The 15,056-nt window shown below is 71.0% G+C and carries 11 protein-coding genes and 1 pseudogene; 4 read left to right on the top strand and 8 right to left on the bottom strand.

The features are described 5' to 3' along the window. Nucleotides 1-116 precede the first annotated feature (116 nt). Nucleotides 117-1,337: an amino acid aminotransferase gene (locus tag ACTVZO_RS32180; RefSeq protein ID WP_443301668.1), complete on the bottom strand. Its 1,221-nt coding sequence runs from the start codon at nt 1,335-1,337 to the stop codon at nt 117-119. Further along, nucleotides 1,330-2,334 carry a DMT family transporter gene (locus ACTVZO_RS32175; protein ID WP_443301667.1) on the bottom strand — a complete coding sequence of 335 codons (1,005 nt, stop codon included), beginning with the start codon at nt 2,332-2,334 and terminating at the stop codon, nt 1,330-1,332. Before ACTVZO_RS32175 ends, ACTVZO_RS32180 begins: the two co-directional genes overlap by 8 nt. A gap of 159 nt (nt 2,335-2,493) precedes the next feature. Between ACTVZO_RS32175 and ACTVZO_RS32170 the strand changes: the two genes are divergently transcribed. Further along, on the top strand, nt 2,494-2,985 hold the full coding sequence (locus ACTVZO_RS32170; protein WP_443301666.1) for an Lrp/AsnC family transcriptional regulator: 492 nt from the start codon (nt 2,494-2,496) through the stop codon (nt 2,983-2,985). Here ACTVZO_RS32170 and ACTVZO_RS32165 read toward each other — a convergent pair. Next, nucleotides 2,971-3,564: an isochorismatase family protein gene (locus ACTVZO_RS32165; RefSeq protein ID WP_443301665.1), complete on the bottom strand. Its 594-nt coding sequence runs from the start codon at nt 3,562-3,564 to the stop codon at nt 2,971-2,973. The genes ACTVZO_RS32170 and ACTVZO_RS32165 overlap by 15 nt on opposite strands. 148 nt (nt 3,565-3,712) lie before the next feature. Here ACTVZO_RS32165 and ACTVZO_RS32160 point away from each other — a divergent pair, with 148 nt between their 5' ends. Next, nucleotides 3,713-4,717, top strand: coding sequence for a GlxA family transcriptional regulator (locus ACTVZO_RS32160; RefSeq protein ID WP_443301664.1), 1,005 nt, complete (start codon nt 3,713-3,715; stop codon nt 4,715-4,717). 28 nt (nt 4,718-4,745) lie between these two features. Here ACTVZO_RS32160 and ACTVZO_RS32155 read toward each other — a convergent pair whose 3' ends face one another. The 4 genes from ACTVZO_RS32155 to ACTVZO_RS32140 all read right to left on the bottom strand — a co-directional run bounded on the left by ACTVZO_RS32155 (nt 4,746) and on the right by ACTVZO_RS32140 (nt 9,634). After that, nucleotides 4,746-5,264, bottom strand: coding sequence for an O-acetyl-ADP-ribose deacetylase (locus ACTVZO_RS32155; RefSeq protein ID WP_443301663.1), 519 nt, complete (start codon nt 5,262-5,264; stop codon nt 4,746-4,748). Next, on the bottom strand, nt 5,264-6,682 hold the full coding sequence (locus ACTVZO_RS32150) for a phytoene desaturase family protein (RefSeq protein WP_443301662.1): 1,419 nt from the start codon (nt 6,680-6,682) through the stop codon (nt 5,264-5,266). Before ACTVZO_RS32150 ends, ACTVZO_RS32155 begins: the two co-directional genes overlap by 1 nt. 70 nt (nt 6,683-6,752) lie before the next feature. After that, entirely contained in the window at nt 6,753-7,574 is an 822-nt protein-coding gene (locus ACTVZO_RS32145; protein WP_443301661.1) for an inositol monophosphatase family protein, read from the bottom strand. A 158-nt stretch (nt 7,575-7,732) separates the two neighbouring features. Beyond that, entirely contained in the window at nt 7,733-9,634 is a 1,902-nt protein-coding gene (locus tag ACTVZO_RS32140; RefSeq protein ID WP_443301660.1) for an FHA domain-containing protein, read from the bottom strand. Between the two features lie 172 nt (nt 9,635-9,806). Between ACTVZO_RS32140 and ACTVZO_RS32135 the strand changes: the two genes are divergently transcribed. Beyond that, entirely contained in the window at nt 9,807-11,363 is a 1,557-nt protein-coding gene (locus ACTVZO_RS32135) for a serine/threonine-protein kinase (protein ID WP_443301659.1), read from the top strand. A gap of 31 nt (nt 11,364-11,394) precedes the next feature. On the opposite strand, the pseudogene ACTVZO_RS32130 reads toward ACTVZO_RS32135, so the two are convergent. Beyond that, nucleotides 11,395-11,499, bottom strand: a pseudogene (locus ACTVZO_RS32130) (TIGR03842 family LLM class F420-dependent oxidoreductase); the annotation flags it as partial. Between the two features lie 198 nt (nt 11,500-11,697). On the opposite strand from ACTVZO_RS32130, the gene ACTVZO_RS32125 reads away from it, so the two are divergent. Further along, on the top strand, nt 11,698-14,907 hold the full coding sequence (locus ACTVZO_RS32125; protein WP_443301658.1) for a hypothetical protein: 3,210 nt from the start codon (nt 11,698-11,700) through the stop codon (nt 14,905-14,907). The last annotated feature ends 149 nt before the right edge of the window (nt 14,908-15,056 follow it).

The following is a 15,056-nucleotide window of genomic DNA, read 5'->3' as shown; positions in this document are numbered from 1 at the left end:
TTCGCGCTCCACGGGAGCCATCGGCGACGGCGGATGGCTCATGGAAGCGGCGGAACTGCCGGGGACTGTCGTGTGTTCCGGGCGTCGCGACGCCGCGGGCATCCGTCAGACACTCCCTAGCGCGCGAGGCCCTCGAGCGGCCGCGGCGCGGGAGCCTCGTCCAGGACCGCGGCGACGGCCTGCGCGAGCCGCGGGATCCGGTGTCCGGCGATCCCCGCGATGTTGATCCGCCCCGACGTGGTGCCGTAGACCGCGTACCGCCCGCGCAGTTCGAGCATCTGGCCGGGTGTGAGCGGCAGCATCGAGAACATGCCCTTCTGCCGGCCGAGTCCGCGCGCCGCGTCCGCGTGGCCCAGCGCGCTCAGGTGGGTCGCCAGGTCGGCCCGGTTGGCCGTGATCCTGCCTCGCATGACCTCCAGTTCCGCCCGCCAGGCGGACCGCAGCCCGTCGTCCTCCAGGATCGTCGCCACGACGGCCGCGCCGTGCTCGGGCGGCATGGAGTACAGCGTCCGGGCCGCGTTCTGCAGGGCCGTCTCGGCGTGCCCGAGCGCCCGGGCGGACGTACCGAGGACCATCGCGCAGCCGGTGCGGTCGCTGTAGAGCCCGAAGTTCTTCGAGCAGCTGACGGCGATCAGCATCTCGGGCACCCGCGCGGCCAGGATGCGGGTGGGCAGCAGGTCGGCCTCCAGGCCGTCGCCGAGCCCGTGGTAGGCGAGGTCGACGAACGGCACCCAGCCGTCGCGCGCGGAGAGTTCGGCCAGCGCCTCCCACGCGTCCAGCGTGGGGTCGGCCCCGGTGGGGTTGTGGCAGCAGCCCTGGAGCAGGACGACGTCGCCGCGCCGCGCGGCGCCCAGTTCCCGCAGGACGCCCTCCGCGTCGAAGGCTCCTTCGGCGTCGCGCCAGCCGAACGTGCGGACCTCCAGCCCGGCGCCCTCCAGGATGGGCCGGTGGTTGACGTACGCCGGGTCGCTGATCCACACCGTGGTGCCCGGGCGGGTGCGGCCGATCAGGTCGGCGAGCAGCCGCAGCGCGCCGGATCCGGCGACGGTCTGGACGGTCGCGGCCCGGCCGGCCGGCGTATCGGACCCCAGGACCATCGTCTGCATCGCGCGGTTGAAGGCGGTGTTGCCGGAGAGCCCCCGGTACTCCTTGGACTCGGCGCGCTCGGCCAGGCGGACCTCCGCCTCGCGCACGGCGGCCATGACGGGCGTGCGGCCCGTGTGGTCGCGGTAGACGCCGAGCACCAGGCCCAGGCGTTCGGGCCGTTCGTCGGCGGCGAACGCGGCGGTCAGTTCCCACAGCGGGTCGGTGGGCGGCGGCGGGAGGAGCTCAAGCATGTGCGGGAACCTCGGGTCGTGGGCGCCGGTTGGCGAGGAACACGCCGGCGGTGATGAGGGGGACGCCGATGAGGACGGCGGGGCTCGGGGTCTCCCCGAGCAGGGGGACGGCCAGCAGGACGACGGCCACGGGGCTGAGGCTGCCGCCGACGGAGCTGCGCTCCGCGCCGAGCCTGCGGATGGCGACCGCGTACAGCAGGCCGGCGCAGAGGCCGACTCCGAGCCCCTGGACGACGAGGAACAGGGCGATGTCGCCGCCCGCGGCGTGCGCGAGGCCGGTCGGGAGCACTCCGGCCAGCACCAGGACCCCGACGATCGCGAAGGAGGGCAGGCACAGCAGGCCGATCGATCCGACGGGGTCGAGGGCCACGTCCCGCAGGCCCACCGTGTACAGGGCCCACAGGCCGCTGGCCACCAGGAGGGTGCCGGCCCCTTCCAGCACGTCCGCGTCGACGGGGACGACGTAGCGCCAGACGAGGGCGGCCACGCCCGCCGCGATCAGGGCGAGCCCGGCCGCCTGCGTTCCGCGCGGGGCGCCGTGGCCGCGGGCCGCCATCAGCGCGGAGACGAACAGCGGGACCATTCCGGGGACGATCGAGCCCACGAAGGCCGCCGAGGTCAGGGAGCCGCCGTGCATGGCCGCGAGGAAGAACGGCACCCCGGCACCGCAGACGATCTTCAGGGCGGGGCCGGGCCGGACCGCCGCGATGCTGTGGCGGCGGCGCCACAGCGCGGGCAGCAGGATCACGAGCGGGACGCCGAAGCGCAGCAGCGCGGCGTCGGCGGGCAGGAGGGTCGAGGCGCTCAGGGCCCGGGCGCTGAGCGCGAAGGCGGCCCAGATCGACACGGTCACCAGCAGGGCCAGGACGCCCTCGGTCTGCGGGGAGAGCCCGCGCCGGCGGGGGGTCCCCCCGGCGGTCGCGGGGGGAGGGTCTCCGGCCGGCGGGCCCGCCGTACGGGGAGGCGCGGTCGCCCCGGTGATGTGCGTTGCGACCACGGTCGTCTGCTCCAGCCTTGCCGGGAACGGACCGGTCTGGTCCGCTCCAGGGCAACGCTAGGGCTTCGGCCGGGGCAGCCGATTGCCAGTTCTGCCTCTCGGACATACGTTTGGGGCAGGATCTGCCAAGAATCGCCGACGATCCGCCGAGGAGTGACCGTGGACGCAGTCGATCTGCAGATCATCCGGGAATTGCAGGCCGACGGACGCCTGTCCAACCAGGACCTGGCCGACCGCGTACGGCTCTCCCCGTCGCCCTGCCTGCGCCGGGTCCGCCGGCTGGAAGAGGCGGGGCTCATCCGCGGCTACACGGCCATGGTCGACCAGGTGGCCTTCGGGCTCCCGGTCACCGTCTTCGTCCGGATCCGGCTGGAGCGGCACACGGCGGACGCGGTCCGGCTCTTCGAGGAGCACGTCGCGGTCATCGAACACATCCAGGACTGCTACCTGATGGCGGGCAGCAGCGACTACCTGCTGCGCGTGGTCATCGAGGACCTGGAGGCGTACGAGGCCCTGGTGCGCCACCGCATCCACGCCATCCCCGGCATCGCCTCGATCGAGTCGAGCTTCGCGTACGGCAGCGTCAAGCAGTCCCGTACCTACCCCCGGCCCGCCCCCCGCTCCTCGCGCGGGGCCTCAGCCCAGCGATGAGGCGGTCGGCACGACGACTCCGTACAGGTCGGCGATGGTCGCGAGCGCGGCCTGGTGGATCTGTTCGGCGGGCAGGTCGGCGACCGCCGTGCCCAGGGGCCGGGTGGCGCAGGCGTCGGCGACCACGGTGGGCTGGTTGCCGCGCAGGTACGCGCCTTCCACGGTGAAGGTGACGCACATGTTCGTCATGAAGCCGATGACGATGACGTTCTTGTGGCCGGCTGCGTCGAGGTGTTCACCGAGACCGGTCCCGACGAAGGCGTTGGGCGCGGCCGTCTTGACGACGACGGTCTCGCCCTCGGCGGGGGCCACGCTGGAATGGATCCGGCCGATGTCGGCGCGGATGTCGTACGGGGAGCCCTCGCCGCCGTCGTGCTGGACGTGGATGACCTTCGTGCCGGCCGCGCGGGCCGCGGCCAGCAGTGCGGCGGCCGAGTCGAGGGCGGCCCGCCAGCCCGTCAGCTCCAGTACGCCCCGGGTGTAGGTGTTCTGGTAGTCGATCAGGACCAGCGTCGCATCGGCCAGCGAAGCCGGGGTCCGGTCGAGGCCGCTGAGCTCGCGCAGGGTGGTCGCAGACATGGGAGTACCGTCCTCGGAAATCGTGGGAAAGGGGCCGGGCCGCCGCTCGGCGGCCGTGTATGGAACGCTATGACCCACCGCAGGTGTCGGCAATGTCATCCGACTTGCAGATACGGACATCGCGTGGGCGCGGCCGAACGGAGACCAGTTGAGCACCGTCAGACGCTTCGTCGTCATCGTCCTCTTCGACGGCGTCGACCTGCTGGACGTCACCGGACCGCCCGAGGTGTTCTCGCTGCTGCGGCGCGAGGTGGGCGAGGAGACGGGCTACCGCGTCGTACTGGCCGCCGAGACCATGGACCCCGTCACCACCTCCGCCGGGGTGCGCATCCTTCCCGACACCACCTTCCCGGAGCTGTCGGGAAGGAGCATCGACACCCTGCTGGTGCCCGGCGCGGTCGAACTCGACGCCCGGGGCCGGGTGCACGCCGTGACCGACCCCGCGGTCGTCGGCCGGGTGAAGGAACTCGCCGGCCGGACGCGGCGCGTGGCCTCCGTCTGCGTGGGCGCCCACATCCTCGCGGACGCCGGGCTGCTGGACGGCAGGCGCGCCACCACCCACTGGTCGACGGCGCGCCAGCTCGCCGCCGAGCACCCCTCGATCGAGGTCGACGCGGATCCGATCTTCATCCGCGACCAGGACGTGTGGACCGGCGCGGGCATCAGCGCCTGCCTCGACCTGTCCCTGGCCCTGGTGGCCGACGACTTCGGCGAGGCCGTAGCGCTGCGCATCGCCCGCCAGCTGGTGATGTACCTGAAGCGGCCGGGCGGACAGAGCCAGTTCAGCGTCCCGCTCGAACCCGTCTCGACGACGCGCCGCGTCGAGGACCTGCGCCACCACATCACGCGCAACATCGCCGACCCGCTCACCGTCCCCGACCTCGCGGCCCACGCCCACGTGAGCGAACGGCAGCTGACCCGGATCTTCAAGACGGAACTGGGCATGACCCCGGCCGCCTACGTCGAATCGGCGCGCGTCGAAGTGGCCCGCAACCAGCTCGAGTCCACGGACGCCACTCTCGAACGCGTCGCGTCCGCCTGCGGCTTCAACACGACCGACACCCTCATCCGCGCCTTCCGCCGCACCCTCGACACCACCCCGACGGAATACCGCAACCGCTTCCGCTCCGCCCCGTCGGGGGCCCTGCCGTAGTCCTTGGCCGTAGTCCTTGGCCGTAGTCCTAGCGCGCAGCCTCGACGGCCACCGTGAAGGCCGTGTGGGCACGGTCGTCGAAGAGCACGAAGCGGACCTCCTCCACCTCGGTGCGGGCCGCCCGTACGGTCTGGACGGCGATCCGTGCGCCGTCGTCCAGGGGCCATCCGTAGATCCCGGTGGAGATGGCCGGGAAGGCGACCGTGCGGGCCCCCAGTTCGTCGGCCACCCGCAGGGACTCCCGGTAGCAGGAGGCGAGCAGACCGGAGCGGTCCTCCTCGCGCGACCAGACCGGGCCGACGGTGTGGATCACGTGCCGTGCCGGGAGGCGGCCCGCGGTGGTCGCCACGGCGCGGCCCGTCGGGAGGCCCTTGCCGTAGTGCGAGCGGCGCAGGTCCTCGCAGGCGGCGAGGATCTCCGGGCCGCCGCGCCGGTGGATGGCGCCGTCGACCCCGCCGCCGCCGAGCAGCGAGGAGTTGGCGGCGTTGACGATCGCGTCGGCCTTCTCCGCGGTGATGTCGCCGCGGACCAGCGTGATGCGGACCATCAGGAGTCCTTTCTCAGGTGGCGCCACACCGCCTTGGCGGCGTTGTGGCCGGACATGCCGTGCACCCCCGGGCCGGGCGGGGTGCCCGAGGAGCACAGGAAGACCGCCGGGTTGCCCGTCGTGTACGGGGAGAGGGTGATCTTGGGGCGCAGCAGGAGCTGGAGTCCCGAGGCCGCACCGCAGGCGATGTCCCCGCCGACGTAGTTGGGGTTGCGGGCGGCGAGCTCGGGCGGGCCGGCCGTGGCGCGGGCCAGGACCAGGTCGCGGAAGCCGGGGGCGAAGCGCTCCAGCTGGCGCTCGATGGCCTCCGTGAGATCGCCCTGCCAGCCCTGGGGGACATGGCCGTACGCCCAGAACACGTGCTTGCCCGCGGGTGCGCGGCCGGGGTCGACGAGGCTTGGCTGCGCGGTGATGAGGAAGGGCGTACGGGGGGCCCGGCCGCCCGAGGCCAGTTGCAGGGCCGCGTCGATGTCGCGGGTGCGCGGGCCGATCTGGACGGTCCCCGCCCGGCGCGGCTCCTCGGCGGTCCACGGGACCGGCCCGTCCAGCGCGTAGTCGATCTTGAACGCGGCGGCGCCGTACCGGTAGCCGTCGTACGCGCGGCCCAGGCGGGCGATGCGGGCCAGGGCGGTCGGCGAGGTGTCGAAGACGTAGGCGCGGGCGGGCGGCAGATCGTCGAGCCGTTTGACCTCGAAGCCGGTGTGGACCGTGCCGCCGAGGTCGCGCAGGTACCCGGCGAGGGCGTCGGACACCGACTGTGAGCCGCCGCGCGGCATCGGCCAGCCGTTCGCGTGCGCGGCCAGGGCGAAGACGAGGCCGACGGCGCTGGTGGCGATCCCGTCGAGCGGGGCGATGACGTGCGCCACCAGCCCGGCGAACAGCGCGCGGGCCCGCTCGTCGCGGAAGCGGCGCAGCAGCCAGGTGGAGGGCGGCAGCCCGGCCAGCCCGAAGCGGGCGAGGGTGACGGGGTCGCGGGGCAGCGCGGTGCCGGGCAGCGACATGAAGTCCCGGGCCAGGGTGTCCCACCTGCCGAGGAACGGTTCGACGAGCCGCCGGTACGTGCCGGCGTCGCGCGGCCCGAAGGACGCCGCCGTCTCGGCGACCGAGCGGGACAGGACCGCTGCCGTGCCGTCGTCGAAGGGGTGCGCCATGGGCAGCGGGGCGTGCAGCCATTCCAGCCCGTACCGCTTCAGCGGCATCGTCGCGAAGACCGGCGAGCCCGCCCCGAGCGGGTGGACCGCGGAGCACGGGTCGTGGCGGAAGCCGGGGAGGGTCAGCTCCTCCGTCCGCGCCCCGCCGCCGACGGTGTCCGCGGCTTCGAAGAGGGCAACCGAGAAGCCCCGCCGGGCCAGTTCGACGGCGGCCGTCAGCCCGTTGGGCCCCGCCCCCACCACGACCGCATCGAGAATCGACGGCACTTGCGACTCCTTCGTCCGGCGACGCCACTGCCCCCAGGATATTCCGGCTCGGTGCGGCTCAAGAGACGGCCTAGCCCCGGAGCAGGTCGCGGATGCGGATCGTCGTGGCCTCGTCGCGGCCGACGGCGAAGGGCAGGGCGTTGTCCCGGTCCACCCGGAAGGGGACCCCGTCGACGGTGCTCTGCGTGCTGCCGGCCTCGGCGACCAGCAGCAGTCCGGCCGCGTGGTCCCAGGCCGAGGGCCAGGTGAAGGCCAGGGCGTCCATTTCGCCGCGCGCGACCTTCAGGTACTCCAGGCCGGCCGATCCGCAGGGCCGGACCGCGATGCCGGGCACGTCCAGCCGGCCCAGGGTGCGCTTGTCCTCCTCGGAGGTGTACAGGGGGTGCGCCATGGCGACCCGCAGCGCCGCGCCCGGCTCGGGCGAGCCGCTGCGGATCGCCTCTCCGTTGACGTGGGCGCCCTGCCCGCGCACGGCGGTGGCCAGCTCCTCCAGCGCCGGGGCGAAGGTCCAGGAGGCGAGGATCTCCCCGCGGTGGGCCAGCGCCACCAGGGTGCAGAAGGCCGGGTCGCCGGAGACGAACTGCCGGGTGCCGTCGACCGGGTCGACGATCCACACCGGGGCGTCGGCGCGCAGCGCCCCGTACACGGTCGGATCGGCGTGGACGGCCTCCTCGCCCACCACGGCCGAGCCGGGGAGCAGCCGCTGGAGCGAGGCCGTGAGGTGCTCCTCGGCCTTGCGGTCGGCCACGGTCACCAGGTCGTGCGGTCCGCTCTTCTCGTCGACCTCGTGGTCGGCGAGCTGCCGGAACCTCGGCATGATCTCGATCGCCGCCGCCTTGCGGACGGCCTCTTCCACGTCGGACAGGCCATGGGTAAGGAACTCATCGATCATGTGCCCATCACATCACGCCTCGGCGGCAAACCCCACCGACAATCCTCGACGGACGGCTGGACTCCGGGTGTACCCGGGGTGAACCGCCCCGGGGCGGCCCACCGCGAGCGCGCGTGCGTCCCGGTGGGCGGCCCCGTACGGGTGTCAGCCGACGGGTGTCAGCCGACGGGGGACGGGTGGCGGGGGTCGGCCGGGCGGGGGACGAAGACCGGGGACTCGGACTGGTAGAAGAGGTCGATGTCGGCCTCCTCGCCGCCGACGATCAGGGTGTCCCAGGCTCCGCTCTCGCGCAGGGTGCGCAGGGTGGCCGGGGCGATCGAGGCGAGGTGGGAGCGCAGTTCCCCGTCGCCGGGCAGGCCGGGCATCCGGGGCGCGAGCCGTTCGCGGATCCCGGCCATCCGCTCCACCAGCGCGTCCAGGTCGTTCCCGTCCGCGGCGCCGGAGCCGCCGGTCTCCGCGCCGCGCGCGATGATGTCCTTGATGGCGCGGGTGACGCCCTGCTCGTCGGTGGTCACCATGGCGTTCCAGGCCCGGCTCTTGTGCCGGTACTGGAGCATGGACATCGCCGCCTCGTGCCGGATGAAGTCGGCGTCCCGCAGCGGCTTGCCCCGCCAGGCCCGGCTGAGCGAACGGGCCAGCGAAGTGGCCGAGGCCAGGCCGCTGTTGAGGCCGCGGCCGGGCCAGAAGTGAATGGCGTTGGCCGCGTCGCCCAGCAGGAAGCCGTAGGTGCCCGGGGCGGTCGCGGTCGGCCGGTGCAGCTGCGCGGTGAACCGCGGGCGCTGCACCATGTCCAGCCGGAACGAGGTGATCGCCGACAGGTCCTCCTCCGCCACCCCGAACAGGCTGAGGCCCTGCCTGATCTCCTTCCACAGCGGGGAGCCGCGCAGCAGGGCGGGCAGGAAGAGGGTGCCGTGGGTGGGGCAGCGGAACTCGTTGTCCTCCTCCTGCCGGCTCATCAGGCAGGGGCGGGCGGCGATGCACTCCTCGAAGACGTGCCGGACCGGGTCGATGCCGATGACGCTCTTGGTCTCCTCGCGGGTGAGCCGCATGTTCAGGAAGCCCTCGCCGCGCAGCGAGTTGAGCAGGAACCGGTTCTGGGACACGGTGAGCAGCACGCTCATCGGGTCCGGCAGCCTCGACGTGACGCGCAGCCCGAGCACGACGTCCTGGAGGTGCTCGCCGTCGAGGGAGTAGATCGAGGCGTCGGCCGCGCCGAAGCGGTCGGCGTAGTGCTCCCGGGTGCGGGAGCGGCCGCCCTCGGCGACGACCAGGACGTGTTCCTGGGTGATCCGGTGCTGCTCCTCCGCCGCGTCGAAGCGCTTGGGAACGAGCCGGATCGACGGCTTGCGGCCGGCCAGGTCCAGCAGCCGGTCCTCTATGTGGGCGATCCGGATGTTGCGGGGCGGGCGGCCGTCGACCGAGTCCGGGCCGACGGGCCACATCTCGGAGTAGGCGGCGCCGTCGTCGAAGAGGGCGTCGCGCACTTCCTCGGACAGGGCGAGGTACTGCCGGCTCTGGACGGTCACCACCTGCTGGCGGCGGAAGTTCCCCTGGGTCTCGTCCTTCCAGACGACCGAGGAGCCCTTCCTGGTCCAGCGCCCGTCGTAGACGGTGACGGCGGTCCGCCCGGGCAGCATCTCGTCGAGCGCCAGGGCGAAGGCGAGGCCGACCGGGCCGCCTCCGGTGACGGTGACCCGCAGCGTGCCGGGGTCGGCGGCGCTCGGCCGGGGCACGTCCAGGAGGGAGAGGTCCATGACCGTCTCCATAGCGTCCTGCGCCTCGTACAGGAACGTTTCGTCGCCGATCCGGATGCTGTCGTTCGGACGCAGTACGTGCCGCGTGACGCGCTGGTCGTTGACGAACGTGCCGTTGCGGCTGTCCCGGTCGTAGAGGACGAAACCGGGGTCCTCGGTGAGGATCTCGGCGTGCAGCCGGGAGGCACTGGGGCTGACGATCACGACGCCGTTGTCGCTCTTGCGCCCGAAACTGAGGGGCTCGCTGCCCAGAACCACGCTCTGCCCGGTGAAGGGACCCGTGCGTCCGACGATGACCGAAGCCACTCCACACTCCTTGAAAAAGACGCCTGCTGACTGCTCGTACGACAGCAACACGCCAGGGCGGACGTATTCGGTTCAACCAATTTCGAAAAATTCCGGTCGCGCCGTTGAACCGGGTGTACGGGGACGTACGTGATGTTCGCGTCGGCAGGCGATCAGAGGGAGAACCGCCCCCATGCACAACGAGGAATCCGAGACCGTGACGGAGAACGCGCTCGCGGCCACCGGCGCGGGCACGGCCACCACCGCGGCCACCACTGCGGCCACCACCGCGGCCACGACCACGGCCGCGACTTCGGCCACCACCGCCGCCACCGCCGAGGAACGCCTGATCGCGGGCCGCTACCGGCTGCTGTCCCGGCTCGGCGAGGGCGGCATGGGCACCGTGTGGCGGGCCCGCGACGAGGTCCTGCACCGCGAGGTCGCCGTCAAGGAGGTCCGGGCCCCGGCCTACCTGCGGGCCGACGACATCGCGCGGATGTACAGCAGGCTGGAGCGGGAGGCCTGGGCCGCGGCCCGGATACCCGACCGCAACGTGGTGACGGTCCACGACGTCGTCATGGAGCACGACCGGCCCTGGATCGTCATGGAACTGGTCCGCGGGCAGTCGCTGGCCGACCTGCTGCGCGCCGAGGGGCCCCTCACCCCGCGCCACGCCGCGCACTTCGGCGCGGAGGTGCTGAGCGCGCTGCGCGCCGCGCACGCCGTCGGGGTCGAGCACCGCGACGTGAAGCCGGCGAACGTGCTGCTCGCCGAGGACGGGCGGGTGGTGCTCAGCGACTTCGGCATCGCGATGGTCGAGGGCAGCACCGCGCTGACCATGACCGGCGAGGTCGTCGGCTCCCCCGAGTACCTGCCGCCGGAGCGGGCACTGGGCCGCCCCTCGGGCCCCGAGTCGGACCTGTGGTCCCTCGGGGTGCTGCTGTACGCGGCCGTGGAGGGGGTCTCCCCGTTCCGTCAGGACACCGCGCTGAGCACCCTGCGGGCCGTCGTGGACGAGGAACCGCCCGAGCCGACCCGGGCGGGACCGCTCGCCCCGGTCATCGCCGGGCTGCTCCGCAAGGAGCCGGCCGAGCGGACCCCGGCCGCCGAAGCCGCGGCGGCCCTGCGGGACATCGCCCACGAACCGGACGCCACGACCACCGCCGCCCGCGTCCTGCCGGCGCCCGCACCGGAACCGGCCCCCGCCGCGCCGCGGCCCGCGGAGACGACGGAGCCCGCGGGGACGACGGAGCCCGCGGAGACGACGGAGCCCGCGCTCACGACCCCCGCGGCCCCGCCCCGCAAGCGGCGTACGGTGGCCTTCGCCGCGGCCGGCGCCGCCGTCTGCCTGCTGGCCGCCGCCGGTCTGTCCTACGCCCTGACCGGCAACGACGAGGACACCGCCCCGGGTTCGGGCGGGGTACGGATGTCGGTGGCGGGCGAGAACACCACCTACACCGGCAGCTGCCCGACCCCCGAGAGCAAGGCCCCCGCGTTCACCGCGACCTTCACCGCCTCCGAGCCGACCCTGATCTCCTACCGCTGGGTGTCCGGCGACGGCTCGGTGGTGGATCCGCACTGGCGCACCATGTCCATCGGGGACAAGGCCGACCCCAGCGGGCACGACACCGTGCGGCTGACGACCTACGCGAAGTCCGGCACCCTCACCACCGGGATGGCGGTGGAACTCCAGAGCCCCACCCGCACCACCTCCAACCCGGTCCCCTTCTCCATCACCTGCACCGGCTGATCCCGGCCGTTCAGCCGTCAGCCATCGTCCGTCAGCCGTTGACCGCCGGGATGACGTGCTCGCCGTAGGCGTCGATCACCGCCTCCTTCGCGTCGTGCATGTCGTAGACGGCGAACTGGTCGACGCCGAGGTCGCGCTCGCCGTCGCGCACCCCACCGAGACCGTCCTCGACCAGCATCAATGGCGCGCAGTGCATCAAACCCGAGCCCAGATTCGCGGCGCCCGAAGGTCTGCCTTTCCGACCCCCGTGTACCGGCCCGCCGTCCAGGAGTCTGGCTTGTGATTTACACACCGCGCGCATACCGCCTGCGCAAGACAGAAGAGGACGCCGCACATGGGCAGCAGAAAACGCCGGGCTTCGAGCACAAGGGTATGGCTGGCGGCAGTCATATCCTCCGTGCTCATTTCTGTACTGGCGGCCCCCTACGCCAGTGCGGCAACCAGTCGTAGCGCATCGATTCCAGACACCCCGAGTGAATTCACGAACGGCAATTTCGAGAATCCGCGCTGGGTTGGCGGGATGCCCTTTCGCTGGAGTGCGACACCAGAAGGCTGGACGCTGACGGGGCAGGATAAGACTGCGGTGCCCCCGATGTGGTTCGTCAGCGATTCACCTTTTGAGCAGAACGTAATCCTCGGTAAAAACGCTTTCTTGTCCCGGAGTTTTCGGGTGGAGCAGAGAGCCTCGCTTCGATTCAGCTTCGATGTGAAATCGACTGCGGCAGAGGGGACGCTGTCCTATGGATTCAATAACATGGGAATCCCCTCTAGCAGTGTGGCGGCGAATGCAAATTGGAAAAACGTAACGGGTGAATTCTATAACGGCGACTGGCAGGCTGAAACAGCTATTTTCAAGTCGTCGGTCGACGGGATCGCGCTGCGCAATGTGAAGATCGAATATGTGCCTGTGGTTGCGGTCAGGGCCCAGCAGTCAGCCGTGCCATTGGAGGTCGACAAGTCGGCCGAAGTGGCGGTGGATGTCGCGGACGAAGGCGGAGCGCCGGGGTCCGGGGCCGCGTTCGGCGCCGTATTTCCGCGCGGAATCACGTACGCCCCCGGGTCGGCGAAGGTCAACGGCAATGCGGCTCCGGGGGCGAAGTTGGACGATAGCGGCAGGCTCACGATCCCGATCGGTAGTGGTGCCGAGAGTGGGCAGGGAGGCGAGCTGAAGCGGGGCGACAAGTACACCGTGACCTACCGGGTTGAGGTGGACCCCAGGCACCTGAACGAGTTGAGTAAGGCAAAGTCGTTTGCCCAGAAGATCGAACTCAAGCTCGACGGGAGGTGGAGGGAGAACCTGGGGGTAACCAGTTTTAACATAGTCCATGCAGATGTGGGATTCGGTAAGGGCGGTTTCACGAAGACTGATGGATATATGCCCGGCGACAAGGCCGATGTCGTCTTCTTCGTAAAAAACAGTGGTCCGGAAACAGCTCAGAACGTGAAGCTCTCCGTAAAAAAGCCGGTGGGAATCAAGGATTTCAAGGCGTCGGATGGTGACGGTTGCGTCGAGAATGACGGCGACACGGAATGCATCGTCGGCACCTTGGAAAAGAATGCGTCGAAAAGTATCACATTTTCGGGCACGGTGGAAAACGTAGGATCTCTCGAGGCAGTCGGGAAGATTTCGTCGAGCGCCTATAACCCGACGGGCAGCGACGGCTCGATCACGTACACGAGCAAGTCCAGCAATGATATAGATCTAGGCGTACACGCCAAGATTCTTGACGGTGACACCGGAGACCAACTGCCGGAGGGCAGTGTGGTGAAGCCAGGGCAGAAGCTACGGCTCGTCGTCGATGCCAGCAATGCCGGCCCTTCGCCCACCGGCCGGTTCAAGGTGCATGTCCAGCTTCCCCAGGGCGTTGTGCCGAGCGAGCCCGCGGACGGTTACGACCAGGCGACCGGGGAGTGGAACATTGGTCAGATGCAGGCCGGTGGACGGGCGTCCTTGACGTTGCCGGTAACGGTGCCAGCCGACGAAACACGGCTGGCCTTCAGGGCGGATATCGACCCGGATTCCTACAAGGACCTGAAGGAGACCGACTCGAAGAACAACATGTCCCAGACGTCTGTGGATGTGGCGCGGAAGGCCGAGTTGAAGGTGGCGGTGTCGGCGGCGCCGTCCGCTGGTGGTGCCTCGCAGGAGTACACGCCGGGTGAGTCGGTCACGTACACGATCGACGTCACGAACGACGGGCCCTCCACGGCTCCGGGTGTGAAGGTCGCGCATGTCATGCCGACGGGCATGAAGCCGGAAGACCCGACCGGTCCGAACGAGACGTCTTACAGGGACGGGGTGTGGACCATCTCGAGCATCTCGGCCGGTGAGACCGTCGAGTTGACGGTGAAGGGGATCGTCCCCGCGGATCAGGAGAAGACCGTTCATCGGGTGTGCGTCGTGGGCACCGCGTCCGGTTTCCCCGGTGAGTACAAGCCCTGTGACGAGAGCAACGACATGGCCGGCCATGTGGCGGTCAGTGAGCTGCATGTGGTGCAGCGTGCTGCCGCGCTGGTGACGGTCGTTCCGGAGGGGGGCACGGGCGCGCGTCCGCTGCCGGGGCAGAAGGTGTCGTGGACGGTGAAGTCGGCAAATCCTGGTGTGTCGCAGGCGAAGGGGCTGGAAATCGAGGTTCCGGTTCCTGCCGGGGTGACCGGGGCGGAGTCCGTGCTGGAGGGCGGCGGCTCGTACGAGGACGGTCTGTGGAAGCCGGCCGATGTGCCGGTTGGCGGCGCGGCGGTGCTGAAGCTGACCGGTACGGTGCTGCCTGACCACGACCAGCTGGAATACCGGGCGACGGTGAAGAAGTCGACGACGGCGCTGGACGAGTCCAAGAGCATCAAGACGGCCGAGAGCACGGTTGCGGTGCAGCAGGTGGCGGGTCTGGATGTCGCGATCGCGCCGGTCGACGGCAAGGACTCGGTCAAGGTGGGTGAGCAGGCCAGGGTGAAGGTCACGGTCTCCAACAAGGAAGGCCCGTCCACGGCCCGCGGGACCGTGGCCGAGCTGGGCATCCAGCCGGTGGAGGGACTGACCCATGACGGCGGCTCCGACTTCAACGGCGAGCCGGGTGGTGATGGATTCGGGACCTGGAAGATCGGGGATCTGAAGCCCGGTCAGGAGAAGTCGCTGACCTTGACCTTCACTCCGAAGGAGGCGAAGGATTTCACCTTCGACGTGCTGTCGGTCCGTTCGGATGCGGCCAACCCGCAGGAATGCCAGGACGTCTGCGCCAGCACCCAGGTGAAGGTCACCGCCGACGCACCAAATGACAACCCGGACAAGCCCAACGACCCCGACAGGCCCAACGACCCCGACAAGCCGAACGGCCCGGACACGCCTGGCGATCAGACCCCGCCGCCGGGTGACGGTCAGGAACCGCCCGCCGATAGCGGCGGAAGCAAGGGCGGCGACGACGGCGGGAAGTCCCTCGTCGACCAGGTCCTCGCCAGCACTGGTAGCAGCGCCGTGTGGTGGGGCGCCGGCGCCCTGGGCGCTGCCGGGATCGGAGCGGCCCTGCTGATCGCAGCCCGCCGCCGCTGACTCCGCACAGCCCGCCGCATGACCCCGGAAGGAACCCGCCCGCCTGTGAAGCGGGGGTCCCTTCCGGGGCCGTGTGATGCGGGGCGGGCAGCGGTCCGTTCGACACCCAGATCGAACAGCTCCTCACCGCCTACAGCCGCGCCGCCACC

The sequence above is a fragment of the Streptomyces sp. IBSNAI002 genome, assembly GCF_052244475.1.
Taxonomy (GTDB): Bacteria; Actinomycetota; Actinomycetes; order Streptomycetales; family Streptomycetaceae; genus Streptomyces.
Note: the sequence above shows the minus strand (reverse complement) of the source record. Positions and strands in the feature narration are given on the sequence as shown.